The sequence below is a fragment of the Streptomyces sp. NPDC026301 genome (assembly GCF_055567935.1).
The window spans coordinates 1-18,598 of sequence record NZ_JBVHPN010000011.1 but is presented as its reverse complement, the minus strand read 5'-3'; the positions used below and the strand labels follow the sequence as shown (position 1 = coordinate 18,598).

Genomic DNA, 18,598 nt, shown 5'->3' with positions numbered 1-18,598 from the left:
AATGAGCGCCCTGAACCTCGATGACTTCGCGAACCTGATCGAGCGCCCCGACGGCGGCTTGCGCCGGGACGCCGAGGAGCGGCGGGAGCGCCGCCTCGTGCGCCCCGCCGCGCTGGGCCGCCTCGACGAGCTGGGCGACTGGCTGGCCGCCGTGCAGCAGCAGGTTCCGGCCCGGCCCCTCGACCGGGTCCGTACGGTGCTGTTCGCGGGCGATCACGGGGTGGCCGAGCTGGGCGTCTCCGGCCGCCCTGCGGGCAGCGCGACGGACCTGGTGCGCGGGGTGCTGGAGGGGACGAGCCCGGCGGCGGTGCTGGCGCGGCGGTTCGACGCCCCGCCGCGCGTGGTCGACATGGCGCTGGACTGCGACCCCGGCGAGCTGCCCGAGGACGTCACCCGGCACCGCGTGCGGCGCGGCTCCGGCCGGATCGACATCGAGGACGCGCTGACCGCGGAGGAGGCCGAGCAGGCGTTCCGCGCGGGCATGGCGATCGCCGACGAGGAGGCGGACGCCGGTACGGACCTGGTCGTGCTCGGCGACCTCAGCGTGGGCGGCACCACCGCGGCCGGCGCGCTGATCGCCGCGCTGTGCGGCACCGACGCCTCGGTGGTCACCGGGCGCGGCGGCGCCGGCATCGACGACCTGGCCTGGATGCGCAAGTGCGCGGCGATCCGGGACGCGCTGCGTCGGGCCCGCCCGGTACTGGGCGACCAGCTCGCGCTGCTGGCCACCACGGCGGGCGCCGACCTGACCGCGGCCACCGGCTTCCTGCTGCAGAGCGCGGTGCGCCGGACGCCGGTGATCCTGGACGGCGTGGTCTCCGCCGCCTGCGCGCTGGTGGCGCAGCGGATCGCGTTCCGCGCGCCGGACTGGTGGGTGGCCGGGCAGTCCGGCGGCGAGCCGGCGCAGGCCAAGGCGCTGGACCGGATCGCGCTCACCCCGCTGCTCGACCACGGCGTCACAGCCGGCGAGGGCACGGGCGCCCTCCTCGCACTGCCGTTGGTCCAGGCCGCGGCCTCCCTGGCAGCGGAGCTGCCGGTACGGGACGAGGAGCCCACGGGGGAGTGAGACCGCGCCCCGCCAGGGGCGCGGGGAACTGCGCGACCGGCCACGACGACGCAGCAGTCGGCAACGGCGCTCACGGGGGCACCCCTGGTTCCGCCCCAGCGCCCGCCCCCACAAGGCCGCAGGCTAACCTGCCGCGGTGAGCGACACCCCCGACCAGCCGGCCGCCAAGGCCACCTCCGACGCGCTCCGTTTCGCGTTCGGCACGCTGACCGTGCTGCCCGTACGGCTGACCCGCTGGGACCGCCCGACGGCCCGCGGCGGCATGCTCTGCGCGCCGCTCGCCGGGCTGGTCGTCGGGCTGTGCGCGGCGGCGCTCGGCGCGGCCCTGCTCCTGCTGGGCGGCGGCCCGCTGCTGGCGGCCGTCGGCACGGTCGCGGTGCCCGCGGCGCTCACCCGCGGCCTGCATCTGGACGGGCTCGCGGACACCGCCGACGGACTGGGCAGCGGCAAGCCGGCGGACGACGCGCTGCGCATCATGAAGCAGTCCGACATCGGCCCGTTCGGCGTGCTCGTGCTCCTCCTGGCGCTGCTCGCCCAGGTCGCCGCGCTGTACGAGCTGTACGCGGCCGGCTGGGCGGCGGGCGCGGTGGCGGCGGTGGCCGGCGCGGTCACGGCCCGCCTGGCCCTCACCCTCGCCTCCCGGACGGGCGTACCGGCGGCCCGGCTTGAGGGGCTGGGGGCGGCGGTCGCGGGGACGGTGCCCGTACGGGCGGCTTGCGCCGTCGGGGTTGCCGTGGTCGCCGTGGTGGCAGCCACGGGGCTCGGTGCGTACGGCGATCCGTACGGCGCCGTGCACGCGGCCGTCGCCGTCCTCCTCGGCCTCGCCGCCGGCGAGGTACTGCTGCGGCACTGCGTGCGGCGCTTCGGCGGCGTGACGGGAGACGTCTTCGGCGGGCTCGCGGAAACGGCCGGGCTCGCAACGGTTGTGGTGATGGCACTCGGCTGACGCCGAGTGGTCCTCAATCGCCGGACGGGCTTTCTTTTCTGCAGGTCTTCCGCCAGGCCGTCAGGTCCATCTCCTTCTGCAGCGAACTGAGCCTCAGCTTCCGGGACGTCGCGCAGAAGCGCTCCGGCGGCAGGTCGTACTCCACGTGGAAGACGGCCTTGCCCGCGCGGACGAACGGCGTGAGCTTCTCGCACTCGTCGTACTCCGCGCACTGCTCGTTGACCGCGAAGTCGAAGTCGTCCACCAGCCGCGGGATCTGGCCGAGGTCGTTCTTCAGGCCGACCGCCATGCCGCGCTCGTGCGCGAGGCGGGCCACCATGCGGTTGAACTCCAGCTGGTGGGCGGCGGTCAGCGGGAAGCCGGAGCGGTTCGCGTAGCCGTCGACGTTGTCCGGCTCGATGGCGTCGAAGCCCTTGTCGCGGCACATGTCGAACCGCTCGGCCAGCAGCGGCTCCAGCACGTCCAGCCGCCGGATGTCCAGCCAGCGTTCGCCCTTCCAGCCGTTGGACCGGCCGATGACGGAGCGCGGGAAGTCCGCCGCGTCCGGGCGCCAGTCCTCCCAGGCGCCGACGCTGAGGTAGCAGATCACCTTGCGGTCGCGGCGGTGCAGCGCGGCGACGGTGGCCGTGCCGTGGTCGAAGCCCTCGATGTCGTAGACGGGCGCGTCCACGTCCGTGTCGAGGCGGCCGCTCAGCTGCCACTGCCAGTCCGTACCCGGCTTCGGCCGCCACCGCTCCCCTGCCGGCCGCCCGCCGTCGGCGCGGTCGGACGGGGCCGTCGTACAGGCCGTGGCGAAGGCCAGCAGCAACACGGCCAGGGCATGGACGAACGGCCGTGTCATGTACCGGCTCTCCTGTCTGCGAGGAGGCACGGTGGTGCGCCCCGCCTTGAGGACGGTGATCACCGGTGGGTGGTTGCCCGGACGGGGATTTATCCGGTGGCTCACCCTCCGGATAAATCCGCCATACCGCCTCCAAGTCACCCAAGTACCAGGAAAACCAAGGGCGTTCGCTTCCCCGGGCGGCAATTCGACCGGTCGGCCGGGGGAACAGGTAGCGCATCGGGCGGGACCGGGCGGGGCACCCGAGCGTAGGCTCGGCGCCAGCGGCGCCACGAGTGCCCATGGATTCCCCGGACGGAACAGGACCTTCAATACCGTGACTGCACTGACCCTCAGTACTTCATCCGCCGCGACGCTGCGCGCGGACGCCGTTGTCGTCGGCCTCGCCAAGGGCGCCAAGGGCCCCGTCGTGGCGCCCGGCGCCGAGGCCGTGGAGACGGCCTTCGACGGCAAGCTGGCCGACGTCCTGGAAACCCTGGGCGCGAGCGGCGCCGAGGGCGAGGTGACCAAGGTTCCGGCCGCCGGCGGGCTCAAGGCGCCGGTCGTACTGGCGGTCGGCCTGGGCGAGGCCCCGGCCGAGGGCGAGGGTTACGACAACGAGGCGCTGCGCCGCGCCGCCGGTGCCGCCGCGCGTGCGCTGACCGGCGCCAAGAAGGCCGCCTTCGCGCTGCCCGTCGAGGACGCCGACGCGGTCGCCGCGGTCGCCGAGGGCGCGCTGCTCGGCGCGTACAGCTTCACCGCCTACCGCAACACCAACGGCGACGCCAAGAAGGCAGCGGACAAGTCCGCGCCGCCGGCCGAGATCGCCGTCCTGGGTGCCAAGCCGCGCGACAAGGCCCACAAGGCCGCCGCCGAGCGTGCGCAGGCGCTGGCCGCGGAGATCAACCGCGCCCGCGACCTGATCAACACCCCGTCCAACGACCTGAACCCCAAGGCCTTCGCCGCGCAGGCGCAGGCCGCGGGCAAGGAGTACGGCCTCAAGGTCGAGGTGCTGGACGAGAAGGCGCTCAAGAAGGGCGGCTTCGGCGGCCTCATGGGCGTCGGCCAGGGCTCGGAGAACCCGCCGCGGCTGGTGAAGATCAGCCACACCCACGCCAAGGCGAAGAAGCACCTGGCGCTGGTCGGCAAGGGCATCACCTACGACTCGGGCGGCATCTCCCTGAAGCCGGCCGGCCACAACGAGACGATGAAGTGCGACATGAGCGGCGCCGCCGCGGTGTTCGCCGCGGTCGTCACGGCCGCCCGCCTGAACCTCCCGGTCAACGTCACCGGCTGGCTCGCGCTGGCCGAGAACATGCCCTCGGGCTCGGCCACCCGCCCGGGCGACGTGCTGACCATGTACAGCGGCAAGACCGTCGAGGTGCTGAACACCGACGCCGAGGGCCGCCTGGTCCTCGCCGACGCGATCACCCGCGCCTCCGAGGAGACCCCGGACGCGATCGTCGACGTGGCGACGCTGACCGGCGCGATGGTCGTGGCGCTGGGCAACCGCACCTTCGGCATCATGGCCAACGACGACGCCTTCCGCAGCTCCCTCCACGAGATCGCGGAGGAGGTCGGCGAGGAGTCCTGGCCGATGCCGATGCCCGAAGAGCTGCGCAAGACCCTGGACTCCCCGGTCGCCGACCTCAAGAACATCGGTGAGCGGATGGGCGGCGGCCTGCTGGCCGGCGTGTTCCTCCAGGAGTTCGTCGGCGAGGGCATCACCTGGGCGCACCTGGACATCGCGGGCCCGGCCTTCCACGAGGGCGCGCCCTACGGCTACACCCCCAAGGGCGGCACCGGCTCCTCGGTCCGCACCCTGGTCCGGCTCGCCGAGCGCACCGCCGCGGGCGACCTGCTCTGACCCGCTCGACCTGCTGCTTGACCTGCTGCGGACGCAGCGCATCGACACGGCCCCGGGCTCTTCGCACGGGGCCGTACGTGCGGGCGCGGACAGGCGATGCGTACGGGCGCGGACAGGTGTTCGCTCTCGACGAAATCCGTAGGTCCGTACGGCTGAGTAGCCCGTCCGGGCGGCCGATCGACGGGCCCCGGGCCCGGCCCGCCGTCCCGCCCGTGTTCAACAAGTGCGAAGATGGGGCTCGGCAGGACAGGGCCCCCCTTACCCAGGGCCGAAGTACTAGCGGCCGAACAACAGCCGCCGTCCGGTCATCGGAGACCGGCTCCGGCGTACCCATGCATGGAGGACGTGACGTGGCGAACGACGCCAGCACCGTTTTCGACCTAGTGATCCTCGGAGGCGGAAGCGGCGGCTACGCGGCTGCCCTGCGCGGGGCTCAGCTGGGCCTGGACGTCGCCCTGATCGAGAAGAACAAGCTCGGCGGCACCTGCCTGCACAACGGCTGCATCCCCACCAAGGCGCTGCTGCACGCCGGTGAGATCGCGGACCAGGCCCGTGAGGCCGCCCAGTTCGGTGTCAAGGCCTCGTTCGAGGGCATCGACATCGCCGGGGTCCACAAGTACAAGGACGACGTGATCTCGGGCCTGTACAAGGGTCTGCAGGGTCTGGTCGCCTCCCGCAAGGTGACCTACATCGAGGGTGAGGGCCGACTGTCCTCCCCCACCTCCGTCGACGTCAACGGACGTCGCGTCGAGGGCCGCCACATCCTGCTGGCGACCGGCTCCGTGCCGAAGTCGCTGCCGGGTCTGGAGATCGACGGCAACCGCATCATCTCCTCGGACCACGCGCTGACGCTGGACCGCGTGCCGGAGTCCGCGATCATCCTGGGCGGCGGCGTCATCGGCGTCGAGTTCGCCTCGGCGTGGAAGTCCTTCGGTACCGACGTCACCGTGATCGAGGGCCTCAAGCACCTCGTCCCGGTCGAGGACGAGAACAGCTCCAAGCTGCTGGAGCGCGCCTTCCGCAAGCGGGGCATCAAGTTCAACCTCGGCACCTTCTTCGAGAAGGCCGAGTACACCGAGAACGGCGTCAAGGTCACCCTTGCCGACGGCAAGACCTTCGAGTCGGAGGTGCTGCTGGTCGCGATCGGCCGCGGCCCCGTCTCCCAGGGTCTCGGTTACGAGGAGGCCGGGGTCGCCATGGACCGCGGCTACGTCCTCGTCGACGAGTACATGCGGACGAACGTGGAGACGATCTCCGCCGTCGGCGACCTCGTCCCCACGCTCCAGCTCGCGCACGTCGGCTTCGCGGAGGGCATCCTGGTTGCGGAGCGACTGGCCGGTCTCAAGACCGTGCCGATCGACTACGACGGCGTGCCGCGCGTGACGTACTGCCACCCGGAGGTCGCCTCGGTCGGTATCACCGAGGCGAAGGCCAAGGAGCTGTACGGCGCCGACAAGGTCGTCGCTCTGAAGTACAACCTCGCGGGCAACGGCAAGAGCAAGATCCTCAAGACCGCGGGCGAGATCAAGCTCGTCCAGGTCAAGGACGGTGCCGTGGTCGGCGTCCACATGGTCGGTGACCGTATGGGCGAGCAGGTCGGCGAGGCCCAGCTGGTCTACAACTGGGAGGCTCTGCCGGCCGAGGTTGCGCAGCTCATCCACGCGCACCCCACGCAGAACGAGGCGCTCGGCGAGGCCCACCTGGCCCTGGCCGGCAAGCCCCTCCACTCCCACGACTGACCCCAGTCCGGGCGCGACGACCACATCCGCAATTCGTAAGGAGCAACTGAAACCATGGCGGTTTCCGTAACCCTTCCGGCGCTCGGCGAGAGCGTCACCGAGGGCACCGTCACCCGCTGGCTCAAGGCCGAGGGTGAGCGCGTCGAGGCCGACGAGCCCCTGCTGGAGGTGTCGACCGACAAGGTCGACACCGAGATCCCCGCCCCCGCGGCCGGCGTCCTGGCGTCCATCAAGGTCGCCGAGGACGAGACCGTCGAGGTCGGCGCCGAGCTGGCCATCATCGACGACGGCTCCGGCGCCCCGGCCGAGGCCCCGGCCGCTGCCGAGGCTCCGGCCGAGCAGCCCGAGCCCGCCCCCGCTGCCGAGGCTCCGGCCCCGGCCGCCGCCGAGGCCCCCGCCGCCCCGGCCGGTGGTGCCGAGGGCACCGACGTCGTGCTGCCCGCGCTGGGCGAGTCGGTCACCGAGGGCACCGTCACCCGGTGGCTGAAGGAGGTCGGCGAGTCCGTCGAGGCCGACGAGCCGCTGCTCGAGGTCTCCACCGACAAGGTCGACACCGAGATCCCCGCCCCGGCCTCCGGCACCCTGCTGGAGATCGTGGTGGCCGAGGACGAGACCGCCGAGGTCGGCGCCAAGCTCGCCGTCATCGGTGCCGCCGGCGCTGCCCCCGCGGCTGCCCCGGCCCCGGCCGCTCCGGCGCCCGCCCCGGCCGCCGAGCAGCCCGCCCCGGCCCCGCAGCCCGAGCCCACCCCGGCTCCGGCCCCGGCCGCCCCCGCGGCTCCGGCCGCCCCGGCCCCGGCCCCGGCTCCGGCCCCCGCCGCACAGCCCGCCCCGGTCACCCCGGCCGCCCCGGCCGGTGAGCCCGACGGCGCCTACGTCACCCCCCTGGTCCGCAAGCTGGCCCAGGAGAACGGCGTGGACCTCGGCGCGGTCAAGGGCACCGGCGTCGGTGGCCGCATCCGCAAGCAGGACGTCATCGCCGCCGCCGAGGCCGCCAAGGCCGCGGCTCCGGCCGCTGCCGCCCCGGCTGCCGCCGCCGCCCCCAAGGCTCCGGCCCTGGAGGCGTCGCCGCTGCGTGGCCAGACCGTCAAGATGCCGCGGATGCGCAAGGTCATCGGCGACAACATGATGAAGGCCCTGCACGGCCAGGCGCAGCTGACCTCCGTGGTCGAGGTGGACATCACCAAGATCATGCGGATGCGCAACAAGGCCAAGGACGCCTTCGCCGCCCGTGAGGGCGTCAAGCTGTCCCCGATGCCGTTCTTCGTCAAGGCCGCTGTCCAGGCGCTGAAGGCCCACCCGGTCATCAACGCCCGGATCAACGAGGACGAGGGCACCATCTCGTACTTCGACTCCGAGAACGTCGGAATCGCGGTGGACAACGAGAAGGGCCTGATGACCCCGGTCATCAAGGGCGCCGGCGACCTGAACATCGCGGGTATCGCCAAGAAGACCGCCGAGCTGGCCGGCAAGGTCCGCGCGAGCAAGATCAGCCCGGACGACCTGTCCGGCGCGACCTTCACGATCAGCAACACCGGCTCGCGCGGTGCGCTGTTCGACACGGTCATCGTGCCGCCGAACCAGGTCGCCATCCTGGGCATCGGCGCCACCGTCAAGCGCCCGGTGGTCGTGGACCACCCGGAGCTGGGCGAGACCATCGCGGTCCGCAACATGACGTACCTGTCGCTCTCCTACGACCACCGTCTGGTGGACGGCGCCGACGCCGCCCGCTACCTGACCACGGTCAAGCAGATCCTGGAGGCCGCCGAGTTCGAGACCGAGATCGGTCTCTGATCCGGCCCGGCCATCAGCGGGTGTGACGAAGGGGACGGCCCCGGTTCGTACGAACCGGGGCCGTCCCCCGTTGCGTCCCCGCAGATAATGAACCGTTGGCCTGCCCGTCCCGTGCGCCGGCCCGTCCGCCGCTAAGGAGCACCGCATGACCCCACCCGTCGTCCACTCGCTGCGCGAGCAGATCCGCGAGCACATCCTCGAGGGGATCGTCAGCGGCCGCTGGCAGCCGGGCGAGCGGATCGTCGAGCGGCGCATCGCGGTGGAGCTGGAGGTCAGCCAGACGCCCGTACGCGAGGCCCTGCGCGAGCTGGAGAGCCTGCGGCTGATCGAGTCGGCACCGAACAAGGGCGTACGCGTACGGAACCTCACCGCGGCCGACCTGAAGGAGAGCTACCCGGTCCGGGCGGGCCTGGAGCAGGTCGCGGCGGAGCTGGCGGCCGGCCGGCTGGCGGACGATGTGACGGCCCTGGAGCGCGAGGTCTCGGCGCTCACCACGGCCGACGCCGCGGGGGACGGCGAGGCGCAGGTGCGGCACACGGTGGCCTTCCACCGCGAGATCGTCCGGGCCGCGCGGAACGACGTACTGCTGCACACCTGGGAGTCGCTGGGCGTGGAGGTGTGGACGACGCTGTCGATCCGCTGGTTCTCGCCCGACCCGCGCTCGCACGCCCAGGACCATCAGGATCTGGTCGACGCGTTCCGGCGGCGCGACCCCAGGATCGGCGAAATCCTCAAGGCACACGTCCTGAGCTGCGCACCTCGCGTCTGAGGGGTCCGGAAGGATCTTGCGGGAGGCTCGGAGGATCTTGAGCGAGGTGCCGGAAGGATCTTGAGGGTGGGTGACGAGCCGTAGCGGAGTGAGCCTCCGCAGGCTCATTTGAGGCTGGCACGCGGTGCCCAAATCGACGGCACCCCGTGCCGACCTGCGGTTATTCCGCCTCGGAGCGTTGATCGATCATCGATCAGGGGCGTATCGTCACTCCTCGGGGCGCGACACCCTGCCTGCCAGCAAAACCTCGCACCTCCCTCCCTCCGTCCGGAAAGGGGCCACCCATGCCCGATCCCGTACGTTCTCCGTACAGCCAGCTCGACCAGCTCCCGGACAGGGATCCGCAGGAGACGGCCGAGTGGCGCGAGTCCGTCGACGCCGTCACCAAGGCAGCGGGCCCGCAGCGCGCGGACTACCTGATGCGCCGCGCCCTGGAGCACACCGCGCGCAACGAAGGCAGCGCGCTCCCCCCGCTCCTGGAGAGCGACTACGTCAACACCATCCCCACCGCCGACGAGCCGGACTTCGCCGGTGACGAGGCGATGGAAGCCCGGATCACCGCCTGGAACCGCTGGAACGCCGCCGCCATGGTGACGCGCGGCTCCCGGTTCGGCGTCGGCGGCCACATCGCGACCTTCGCGTCCGCGGCCTGGCTGTACGAGACCGGCTTCAACCACTTCTTCCGCGGCAAGGAAGGCGACGGCTCCGGCGACCAGCTCTACATCCAGGGCCACGCCTCGCCCGGCATCTACGCCCGCGCCTTCCTCGACGGCCGCCTGGACGAGCAGCAGCTCGACAACTTCCGCCAGGAGGCCGGCGGCAACGGCCTCCCCTCCTACCCGCACCCGCGGCGCCTCCCCTGGCTCTGGGAGTTCCCGACCGTCTCCATGGGCCTCGGCCCGCTGTCGGCGATCTACCAGGCCCGCTTCAACCGCTACCTCCAGGGCCGCGGCATCAAGGACACCGCCAACTCGCACGTCTGGGCCTTCCTGGGCGACGGCGAGATGGACGAGCCCGAGTCGACCGCCGCACTGGCGCTCGCGGGCCGCGAGGGCCTGGACAACCTGACCTTCGTCATCAACTGCAACCTGCAGCGGCTCGACGGCCCGGTCCGCGCCAACTTCAAGATCGTTCAGGAGCTGGAGGCGCAGTTCCGCGCCGCCGGCTGGAACGTCGTCAAGTCCCTGTGGGGCTCCGCCTGGGACGAGCTGTTCCAGCTCGACACCACGGGCGCGCTGGTCCGCCGGCTGCGCCAGGTGCCGGACGCGCAGTTCCAGACGTACCAGACGCGCGACGCGGCCTACATCCGCGAGCACTTCTTCGGCGCCGAGCCGGCCCTCGTCGAGCTGGCGAAGCTGCTGACCGACGCGAAGATCGCCGAGTGTTTCCACACCTCCCGCGGCGGCCACGAGGCCCGCAAGGTGTACGCGGCGTACAAGGCGGCCGTCGAGTTCAAGGGCGCGCCGACCGTCATCCTGGCGCAGACCGTCAAGGGCTACACCCTGGGTGCCGGCTTCGAGTCCAAGAATGCCAACCACCAGATGAAGAAGCTCTCGGGCAAGGAGTTCCGCGCCATGCGGGACCTGCTCGACCTTCCCATCCCGGACTCCAAGCTGGACGAGGAGCTGGTGCCCTACGGTCACCCGGGCGCCGACTCCGCCGAGATCCGCTACCTCCAGGAGCGCCGCGCGGCCCTCGGCGGCCCGGCCCCGGCCCGCCGCCTCCACGCCTCCGCCGCGCTGCCCCAGCCCGAGGAGCGCGCCTTCAAGGCGCTGTACAAGGGCTCCGGCAAGCAGGAGATGGCCACCACGATGGCCTTCGTCCGGCTGGTCAAGGACCTGATCCGGGACAAGGAGACCGGCAAGCGCTGGGTGCCGATCGTCCCCGACGAGGCCCGTACGTTCGGTATGGAGTCGCTCTTCCCGTCGGCCGGCATCTACTCCCCCAAGGGCCAGACGTACGAGCCGGTCGACCGCGACCAGCTGATGTACTACAAGGAAGCCACCGACGGCCAGATCCTCAACGAGGGGATCACCGAGGCCGGCGCGATGGCCGACTTCATCGCCGCCGCGACGTCGTACGCGACGCACGGCGAGCCGATGATCCCGTTCTACATCTTCTACTCGATGTTCGGCTGGCAGCGCACCGCCGACCAGATGTGGCAGCTCGCCGATCAGCTCGGCAAGGGCTTCATCGTGGGCGCGACGGCCGGCCGTACGACGCTGACCGGTGAAGGCCTCCAGCACGCCGACGGCCACTCGCACCTGACCGCTTCCACGAACCCGGCGTCGCTCAACTACGACCCGGCCTTCGCGTACGAGATCGCGGTGATCGTCAAGGACGGTCTGCGCCGGATGTACGGTCCGGACGCCGAGAACGTCTTCTACTACCTCACCGTCTACAACGAGCCGAAGGTGCAGCCCGCGATGCCCGAGGGCGTCGAAGAGGGCATCGTCAAGGGCCTGTACCGCTTCAAGGAGGCCGAGGGCGCCACCGGCAAGGCCCCCCGCACCCAGCTGCTGGCCTCCGGCACCGCGATCCACTGGGCGCTCGAAGCGCAGCGGATGCTCGCCGAGGAGTGGGACGTGGCCGCCGACGTGTGGTCCGCGACCTCGTGGGGCGAGCTGCGCCGGGACGCGCTGGAGTGCGACGCGGCGCGCCTGAAGGGCGAGGACCGCGTGCCGTACGTGACGCGTGCGCTGGCCGGCGCCGAGGGTCCGGTCGTCGCGGTCAGCGACTGGATGCGGGCCGTGCCCGACCAGATCGCCCCCTGGGTCGAGCAGGACTGGGTCTCCATCGGCACGGACGGCTTCGGCCTCTCCGACACCCGTGAGGCCGCCCGCCGTTACTTCGGCGTCGACCCGCAGTCCGTCGTCGTCCAGGTGCTCGCGGCGCTCTCCCGGCGCGGCGAGGTCAAGGCGGAGACGGTCAAGGAGGCCGCCGAGAAGTACGGCCTGTGAGCCGTGCGACTCGTGCGAGTCATGCGACTCGTGTCTGAGACATCGGGGCCCTAGCGCTCCGGTGGGCGTCGGGGCCGTGAGGGAGCCCCGGCGCCACCCCTCCCGCGTACGGGCCGCGCGCCCGTACGCCCCACAGCTCCCGTGCGGAGGCAATCCACCCGCGCCCGGACCTCCGCACGGGAACCTTTCTCCATCGCGTTGTCAGTGCCGCGCGGCATCATGAACTCATGCGTGCCGCCCGGCTGATCAAGATGGTGCTGCTGCTCCAGTCCCGGCCCTCGATGACGGGGGCCGAGCTGGCCCGCGAGCTGGAGGTCTCCGAGCGCACGGTCGCCCGGGACGTCCTCTCCCTCTCCGAGGCCGGCATCCCCGTCTACGCGGACCGCGGCCGGACCGGCGGGTACCGCCTCATCGGCGGCTATCGCACCCGCCTCACCGGCCTCGGCCGCAGCGAGGCCGAGGCTCTCTTCCTCTCCGGCGTCCCCTCGGCGCTGCGCGAGCTGGGCCTGGCCGACGCCGCCTCCGCCGCCCGCCTGAAGGTCTCCGCGGCACTCCTCCCCGAGCTGCGCGACGCCGCCGCGGGCGCGGCCCAGCGCTTCCACCTCGACGCGCCCGGCTGGTACCAGGCACCGAGCACCCCCGAACTGCTCCCCGCGATCGCCGAGGCCCTCTGGGACGACCGCGTACTGACCGCCCGCTACCGCCGCAAGGACACCGAGGTCGAACGGGTCCTGCAGCCGTACGGACTGGTCCTGAAGGCGGGGGTCTGGTACCTGGCGGCGCGCACGGACGGCGGCCAGGACGGCCACGGCGATCAGGACGACCGCGGCGGTCAGGACGGCAGCGACGGCCACGGCAGCCGTGGCGGCCACGGGGGTCACCGCGGCTACCGCGTCTACCGGGTCGACCGTTTCCGCGCGGTCGCCGCGGGCGAGGACCGTTTCGTCCGCGACCCGGACTTCGACCTGCCCGCCTTCTGGGCGGAGCGGGCCGCCCAGTTCGCCCGCTCGATCCTGCGCGAGGAGGTGACCGTACGGCTCACGCCCGCGGGCGCCCGGCAGCTCCCGCACGTCACCGACCGCGTGGCGGCCGGGGAGGCCCTGGACACGGCGACGGACCCCGACGACCACGGCCGGATCACCGTCACCCTCGCCGTCGAGACCCTCGACGTCGCCTACGGGCAGCTGCTGGGCCTGGGCCCCGAGGCCGAGCTCCTCGCCCCGCCGGAGCTGCGCACCCGCTTCGCGGAGGCGGCCCGCCGTATGCACGAGGTGTACTCGTAGCCGGGCGTACGGGGTGTACTCGTAACCGGGCGCGTGGGCGGGCGGTCGCCGGTATCCAGTAACGGCCGCCGGTGATCACCGGTACCCGGTCACATCCGCCGGCTTGTCCGGCCGCTGCACCTCCGCGATGTACCGCCAGGCGTCCGGCGCCGAGCCGTCCGCGTCCGTGAAGCCGTACTCCCCTGCCAGCCCGCCGCTGGAGAGCGACCGCCCGTTCCACCGCGCCACGTCCGGATCACCGGCCAGCGCCGCCAGCGCGCGCCCCACGAAGACCGGCGACTCCGAGATCGCGAAGTGCGGATCCTTCGCGCAGCCGTCCCGCCAGCTCTCCTCCGTGACCTCGAAATACGTGTCGAGCATGGCCTCCGAGCGCAGCCACCCCGGCGTGAGGCAGACCGCCGTACAGCCGTACTCCGCCAGCTCCTCCCCCAGGTCCCGCGCGATCCGGATCGGCGCGCTCTTGGCGAGGTCGTAGTAGAGCGGCTTGCGGTACTCGCGGTTGGATTCCGCCGTGCCGTCCGTCACCTCCACGACCAGCCCGCCGCGCCGGCGGATCAGCAGCGGCAGCGCGTACCGGCTGGTGATCAGGTGGCTCTCGACGCCCAGCCGCAGCACCCGCAGCCCCTTGTCGAGGTCGTGCTCCCACGCCTTCTTGTCCCACTCGACGTGCCGGTCACCGCCCCAGAGGTCGTTGACCAGCACGTCCAGCCGCCCGTGGTCCCGCTCGATCCGCTCCATCAGCGCGCGTACCTGATCCGGCTCCAGGTGATCGACCGCTACCGCGATCCCCGTACCGCCGGCCTCGGTCACCAGCTCCGCCGTGCCCTCGATCGTCTCGGTCGTCCGCCCCACCTCGCTGACGCGGTCCCGCGTCGTCCGCCCCGTGACGTAGACGACGGCGCCGGCCCGGCCCAGCTCGACCGCCATCGCCCGCCCCGCGCCCCGCGTGGCCCCGGCGACCAGCGCCACCTTCCCGGCCAGCGCCCGCTCGTCGTCCCGCTGTCCGTCCTGCCCGCGCTGCCCGCCCTGCCCATCGTTGGGCATCCCGTTCTGCATATCGCTCTGCATATCGCCCTGCGTATCGCTCTGCATACGGCGACCCTCACACCCAAACCCGTCATCTCCTGTCCGGTTTTCCGGTGAATTCCGTGTCGGTAACGACCCGGACGGATGCCCGCGCTCCGCGTGCGCGGCCGGGCGGCAAGCTGGATGCTTGACCCTGTGATGGACGAGACGGAGTTCTGGGAGCTCATCGACGACTCCCGCGAGGCGGCCGAGGACGACCCCGAGGAACAGGCCGATCTGCTGATCGAGCGGCTGATGCGGCGCGATCCCGACGCCGTGATCGACTTCGCCCGGCACTTCGAGGCGCGCTACAACCGCGCGTACACCTGGGACCTGTGGGCCGCTGCCGTGATCCTGCTGGACGGCGCGAGCGACGACGCCTTCGACTACTTCCGCTGCTGGCTGATCGGCCAGGGCCGCGAGGTCTTCGAGGGCGCGCTGCACGACCCCGACCGGCTGGCCGACCTCCTCCCGGACTTCGATGAGGAGGAGGACGGCGACGCGGAGGACCTGGGGTACGCGGCGGACGAGGCGTACGAACGCCTCACCGGCACCGTGATGCCCGACCTCGGGATCGCCCCGGCGCCCCGCGAACCACTCGGCACCGTCATCGACTTCGAGGACGACACGGCCCTGGAGGAACGCTTCCCCGCCCTGTGGGAACGCTTCCGAGGCGAGTCATACGCCTGATCGAAAGCCGGACCGTCCCACCGGCTGGGGCATCCCGCCGGTTGGGGCGTCCCGCCGGCCGGGCCGGCCTGCCCAGCTGGAGTCGTCCTGCCCAGCCGGATGGTGCGGCGCGTGCCTCGTCAGCCCGCTCCCTTTGCCCAGCCGGCTGACACGGCTAGCTCCTGCCGGCCGGCACGGCTAGTTCCTGCCGGCCCGTTCCCTTCCGTCTCGCTCGCCGTCGGGCAGCCACCGCCCCATCAGCACGTCGTCCACGTACTGCCCGTCCAGCCGGAACTCCCCCGGCAGTACGCCCTCCACCCTGAACCCCGCCGACTCGTACAGCCGCCGGGCCGGCGTGTTGTGCCCCAGCACCCGCAGCGTCATGCGTTCCGCGCCCTCCGCCACCGCCCGGCCGATCGCCGCGTCGAGCAGCGCGCGGGCCACCCCGCGGCCGCGCGCCCACTCGTCCACGGCCAGCCCCTGTATCTGCCGCACGTGCGCGTTGGAGGCCAGCGGAATCGCCCGTACCAGCCGCAGGTACCCGGCCGTCCGGCCGTCCGCCTCCGCCACCAGGAAGTCCTCCGGGACGTGCCAGGCGTCGAAGAACGGGTCGTACGGCGGCACCGGGCGCGGCTGGACGGAGTGCAGCGGCGACCAGGTCCGCCTGTCCAGTGCCCCCAGCGCCGCCTCGTCGGCGGGCACGGCGGTACGTACGATCGGCTCGGGCATGCCGGTCACTGTGCCACGCGTGTGCGGCCACGGGCAGTATGGGGACCATGCGGATCGCGATCACCGGTTCCACCGGTCTCATCGGCACGGCACTCCTGCGGTCACTGCGCGCGGACGGCCACGAGGTACTGCGCCTCGTCCGGCACGCGCCACACGCCGCCGACGAAGTGGCCTGGGATCCCGAACGGCAGACGGTCGACGCCGCGTCGCTCGCCGGCTGCGACTCCGTCGTGCACCTCGCAGGCGCCGGCGTCGGCGACCACCGCTGGACGCCCGCCTACAAGAAGCAGATCCGCGACAGCAGGGTGCTCGGCACCGCCGCGATGGCCGAGGCCCTCGCCTCCCTCGACACCCCGCCGCGCTCTTTCGTCTGCGGCAGCGCGATCGGTTACTACGGCGACACCGGCGAGCGCCGCGTGGACGAAACCGCCCCGCCCGGCGACGACTTCCTCGCCAAGGTCTGCGTCGACTGGGAGGCCGCCGCCGACCCGGCCGTCGAGGCCGGTATCCGTACCACCTTCCCGCGCACCGGCCTGGTCGTCTCGCGCACCGGCGGCGCCTGGGGCCGGCTCTTCCCGCTGTTCAAGGCGGGGCTCGGCGGCCGCCTGGGCGACGGCAGCCAGTACTGGTCGTTCATCTCCCTCCACGACCACATCCGCGCCCTGCGCCACCTCATCGACGACGAGACGCTGTCGGGCCCGGTCAACCTCACGGCCCCCGAGCCGGTCACCAACCGCGAGGCAACGGCCGCCATGGGAAAGGTCCTCCGCCGCCCCACCCTCCTCACCGTCCCCCCGCCGGCCCTCCGCCTGGCCCTCGGCGAATTCGCCACCAACGTCCTCCAAAGCCAACGCGTCCTCCCAACCCGCCTCCTGAACACCGACTTCACCTTCACCCACCCGACCATCACATCGGCGATCGAGACGGCATAAGGGGGCGTGCGGGACGGGCCCGGGGCGGGGCGCGCAGGGGCGGGCCCGGGGCGGGCTCGGCGCTCGTCCCGCCCCCCGATCCGCCCCCCCCGATCCCCGCCTCCCGGGGGCCCTCCCCCTCCCCCCACCCCACCCCCACCGCCCTTGCCTGCGGCATAGCTTGCATAGCTCGCATGGCTTGCCCGTGGCATGGCTCGCATGTGAGCCCGTGTGCGCCGTTCCGTTCGAATGTGTGGGTATCAGCGGTGCGTGCGAAGGGCATGAGACGTGGGCCGAAACCCCGGCCGACCCAGGGAGGGACCCGTGCCGCGCAGCCCCGCTTCCCGAACCCCCTCGTCCCAGCCAGCGCCCCCGGCGGACACCGTGGACGTCGTCATCATCGGTGGTGGAGTGGCCGGCCTGGCCGCCGCGCACCACCTCACCCGCGCCGGCGCCACCGTCGCCGTCCTGGAGGCCGCCGACCGCGTCGGTGGCCGCGCGGTCACCGAGGAGCTGGACGGCTTCCGCCTGGACCGCGGCAGTCAGCTCCTGGTCAGCTCCTATCCCGAGCTGAGCAGAACCCCCGCGCTCGAGGACCTCACGCTGCGGCCCTTCGCGCCCGGTATATGTCTGCACAACGGGCGGCGCGCGCAGCGCATCGGGGCCGTCCGGAGCACAAGGGTCGCACTGGCCACAGCGCGCGCCCTTTCGCGCGCCTCTGCACGCCCCTCGCCGCGCACCGGCGTCCGTATCCCCTCGCTGCCCGGTCCCCGCCTGCCGTCGCCCGGCGGACCGCTGAGCCCGTCCCCCCGTCTCCCCGCACTCGGCACACCCCGCCTCCCCTCGCTCGCGACCTCCCGGCTCCCCGGTCTCGGCACGTCGCGCCTTCCCGGTCTCGCGACCTCCCGGCTCCCCGGCCTCGGCACCTCGCTTCTTCCCACGCTGCGCGTCCCCCAGGGCACGCAACGGGCTTCCCGCAGCGCCTCGGGTCCGGGACGCGACCAGCCGGTCCATGACGTCCTCTCGCCCCGCGCCGCCGCGCTGCGTCCGTTGCTCACCGCCCTGCTCGGCGATCCCACGCTGCAGGGCTCCAGCCTGGGCGCGGCACTCACCCTGCGCGCCTTCGCCACCGGGCGGCTGTGTCTGCCGGCGGGAGGTGCGGCGAGCGTCCCCGAGCTGCTCGCCGCCTCGCTGCCGCCGGGCACCGTGCGCACGTCCGTCCGCGCCGTCTCCGTCTCCACCACGCTCGTCACCACCTCCGATCAGCGTCAACTGCGGTGCCGCGCGGCGCTCGTGGCCACGGGAGCGCGCGACGCCGCTGAGCTGTTGCCGGGGCTGCGGGTCCCCGACTTCCATCCCGTGACCATGTTGCACCACACCGCCGACACCGCCCCGAGTTATCCACAGGCACAGGACGCGACGCTGTTCCTGCCGACCGAGGGGCCGGTGGCGTACAGCTATGCCGCGAGCGCGGTCGACCCCTCGCGCACACCGCCCGGCAGGCCGCTGATCACCACCGCGGTACTCGGCTCCGCCGCCACGCTGCCCGCCGGCGCGCTCGACAAGACCGTCCGTCCGCAGCTGGAGCGGCTGTACGGGACCAGTACCGACGGCTGGCGGCTGCTGGCCGCGCACCATGATCCGTACGCCGTGCCCGCCATGCCCGCGCCGCACGATCCGCTGCGCCCCGTACGCGTGCTGGCCGGGCTGTACGTCTGCGGGGACCACCGCGACACCGGCACGGTCCAGGGCGCGCTGCGCTCGGGCCGACGGGCCGCGCGCGCCCTGCTGCTCGACTTCGGCATCCCGGCGCCCGACGACTCCCGCCGCCCCCTCTCCGACGCCGCCTGAGCCCGCCGGAGGGCGAACGCCCGCGGACACCGTCACACCGCGGGGGGGGGGGGGGGGGGCCCCCCCCCCCCCCCCCGCCCCCCCCCCCCCCCACCCCCCCCCCCCCCCCCCCCCCCCCCCCCCCCCCCCCCC

General features: G+C 72.8%; 14 protein-coding genes. 11 read left to right on the top strand and 3 right to left on the bottom strand.

Annotated features, from left to right (window positions below; translation table 11 throughout):
- Position 1 precedes the first annotated feature (1 nt).
- Both ACZ4MH_RS20315 and ACZ4MH_RS20310 read left to right on the top strand, forming a co-directional pair.
- Entirely contained in the window at positions 2–1,066 is a 1,065-nt protein-coding gene (locus tag ACZ4MH_RS20315) for a nicotinate-nucleotide--dimethylbenzimidazole phosphoribosyltransferase (RefSeq protein WP_351599314.1), read from the top strand.
- Between the two features lie 136 nt (positions 1,067–1,202).
- Positions 1,203–2,012, top strand: coding sequence for an adenosylcobinamide-GDP ribazoletransferase (locus ACZ4MH_RS20310; RefSeq protein ID WP_351599315.1), 810 nt, complete (start codon positions 1,203–1,205; stop codon positions 2,010–2,012).
- Between the two features lie 13 nt (positions 2,013–2,025).
- Here ACZ4MH_RS20310 and ACZ4MH_RS20305 read toward each other — a convergent pair whose 3' ends face one another.
- A complete protein-coding gene (locus ACZ4MH_RS20305) occupies positions 2,026–2,853 on the bottom strand; it encodes an endo alpha-1,4 polygalactosaminidase (protein WP_351599316.1) in 828 nt (275 codons plus the stop codon).
- Positions 2,854–3,169: 316 nt separating this feature from the next.
- Between ACZ4MH_RS20305 and ACZ4MH_RS20300 the strand changes: the two genes are divergently transcribed.
- The 6 genes from ACZ4MH_RS20300 to ACZ4MH_RS20275 all read left to right on the top strand — a co-directional run bounded on the left by ACZ4MH_RS20300 (position 3,170) and on the right by ACZ4MH_RS20275 (position 13,241).
- A complete protein-coding gene (locus tag ACZ4MH_RS20300) occupies positions 3,170–4,699 on the top strand; it encodes a leucyl aminopeptidase (protein ID WP_351599317.1) in 1,530 nt (509 codons plus the stop codon).
- Positions 4,700–5,049: 350 nt separating this feature from the next.
- On the top strand, positions 5,050–6,438 hold the full coding sequence (gene lpdA / locus ACZ4MH_RS20295; RefSeq protein WP_351599318.1) for a dihydrolipoyl dehydrogenase: 1,389 nt from the start codon (positions 5,050–5,052) through the stop codon (positions 6,436–6,438).
- A 54-nt stretch (positions 6,439–6,492) separates the two neighbouring features.
- Complete coding sequence (sucB, locus tag ACZ4MH_RS20290) at positions 6,493–8,229, top strand: 2-oxoglutarate dehydrogenase, E2 component, dihydrolipoamide succinyltransferase (protein WP_467754611.1); 1,737 nt, start codon at positions 6,493–6,495, stop codon at positions 8,227–8,229.
- A 145-nt stretch (positions 8,230–8,374) separates the two neighbouring features.
- Complete coding sequence (locus ACZ4MH_RS20285; protein ID WP_351601141.1) at positions 8,375–8,998, top strand: GntR family transcriptional regulator; 624 nt, start codon at positions 8,375–8,377, stop codon at positions 8,996–8,998.
- 284 nt (positions 8,999–9,282) lie between these two features.
- On the top strand, positions 9,283–11,958 hold the full coding sequence (aceE, locus tag ACZ4MH_RS20280) for a pyruvate dehydrogenase (acetyl-transferring), homodimeric type (RefSeq protein WP_351601144.1): 2,676 nt from the start codon (positions 9,283–9,285) through the stop codon (positions 11,956–11,958).
- Positions 11,959–12,185: 227 nt separating this feature from the next.
- Positions 12,186–13,241 (top strand): helix-turn-helix transcriptional regulator, encoded by a 1,056-nt coding sequence (locus ACZ4MH_RS20275; protein ID WP_351601147.1) that lies wholly within the window; start codon positions 12,186–12,188, stop codon positions 13,239–13,241.
- A 75-nt stretch (positions 13,242–13,316) separates the two neighbouring features.
- Here ACZ4MH_RS20275 and ACZ4MH_RS20270 read toward each other — a convergent pair whose 3' ends face one another.
- Positions 13,317–14,285 carry an SDR family oxidoreductase gene (locus tag ACZ4MH_RS20270; RefSeq protein WP_351601156.1) on the bottom strand — a complete coding sequence of 323 codons (969 nt, stop codon included), beginning with the start codon at positions 14,283–14,285 and terminating at the stop codon, positions 13,317–13,319.
- A 180-nt stretch (positions 14,286–14,465) separates the two neighbouring features.
- Between ACZ4MH_RS20270 and ACZ4MH_RS20265 the strand changes: the two genes are divergently transcribed.
- Complete coding sequence (locus ACZ4MH_RS20265) at positions 14,466–14,996, top strand: DUF4240 domain-containing protein (protein WP_351601159.1); 531 nt, start codon at positions 14,466–14,468, stop codon at positions 14,994–14,996.
- A 177-nt stretch (positions 14,997–15,173) separates the two neighbouring features.
- Here ACZ4MH_RS20265 and ACZ4MH_RS20260 read toward each other — a convergent pair whose 3' ends face one another.
- Positions 15,174–15,704, bottom strand: a complete 531-nt coding sequence (locus tag ACZ4MH_RS20260; protein ID WP_351601150.1) for a GNAT family N-acetyltransferase — start codon at positions 15,702–15,704, stop codon at positions 15,174–15,176.
- 38 nt (positions 15,705–15,742) lie between these two features.
- Here ACZ4MH_RS20260 and ACZ4MH_RS20255 point away from each other — a divergent pair, with 38 nt between their 5' ends.
- Together ACZ4MH_RS20255 and ACZ4MH_RS20250 are read left to right on the top strand one after the other, a co-directional pair.
- On the top strand, positions 15,743–16,636 hold the full coding sequence (locus ACZ4MH_RS20255) for a TIGR01777 family oxidoreductase (protein WP_351601153.1): 894 nt from the start codon (positions 15,743–15,745) through the stop codon (positions 16,634–16,636).
- Between the two features lie 303 nt (positions 16,637–16,939).
- Positions 16,940–18,466: an NAD(P)/FAD-dependent oxidoreductase gene (locus tag ACZ4MH_RS20250; protein WP_351599214.1), complete on the top strand. Its 1,527-nt coding sequence runs from the start codon at positions 16,940–16,942 to the stop codon at positions 18,464–18,466.
- The last annotated feature ends 132 nt before the right edge of the window (positions 18,467–18,598 follow it).

Bases quoted from the DNA above. Each gene is read 5' to 3' on its own strand.
- ACZ4MH_RS20315 (WP_351599314.1), top strand. From the start codon at position 2: ATGAGCGCCCTGAACCTCGATGACTTCGCGAACCTGATCGAGCGCCCC.
- ACZ4MH_RS20305 (WP_351599316.1), bottom strand. From the start codon at position 2,853: ATGACACGGCCGTTCGTCCATGCCCTGGCCGTGTTGCTGCTGGCCTTC.
- sucB (WP_467754611.1), top strand. From the start codon at position 6,493: ATGGCGGTTTCCGTAACCCTTCCGGCGCTCGGCGAGAGCGTCACCGAG.
- ACZ4MH_RS20285 (WP_351601141.1), top strand. From the start codon at position 8,375: ATGACCCCACCCGTCGTCCACTCGCTGCGCGAGCAGATCCGCGAGCAC.
- aceE (WP_351601144.1), top strand. From the start codon at position 9,283: ATGCCCGATCCCGTACGTTCTCCGTACAGCCAGCTCGACCAGCTCCCG.
- ACZ4MH_RS20275 (WP_351601147.1), top strand. From the start codon at position 12,186: ATGCGTGCCGCCCGGCTGATCAAGATGGTGCTGCTGCTCCAGTCCCGG.
- ACZ4MH_RS20270 (WP_351601156.1), bottom strand. From the start codon at position 14,285: ATGCCCAACGATGGGCAGGGCGGGCAGCGCGGGCAGGACGGACAGCGG.
- ACZ4MH_RS20265 (WP_351601159.1), top strand. From the start codon at position 14,466: ATGGACGAGACGGAGTTCTGGGAGCTCATCGACGACTCCCGCGAGGCG.
- ACZ4MH_RS20260 (WP_351601150.1), bottom strand. From the start codon at position 15,704: ATGCCCGAGCCGATCGTACGTACCGCCGTGCCCGCCGACGAGGCGGCG.
- ACZ4MH_RS20255 (WP_351601153.1), top strand. From the start codon at position 15,743: ATGGGGACCATGCGGATCGCGATCACCGGTTCCACCGGTCTCATCGGC.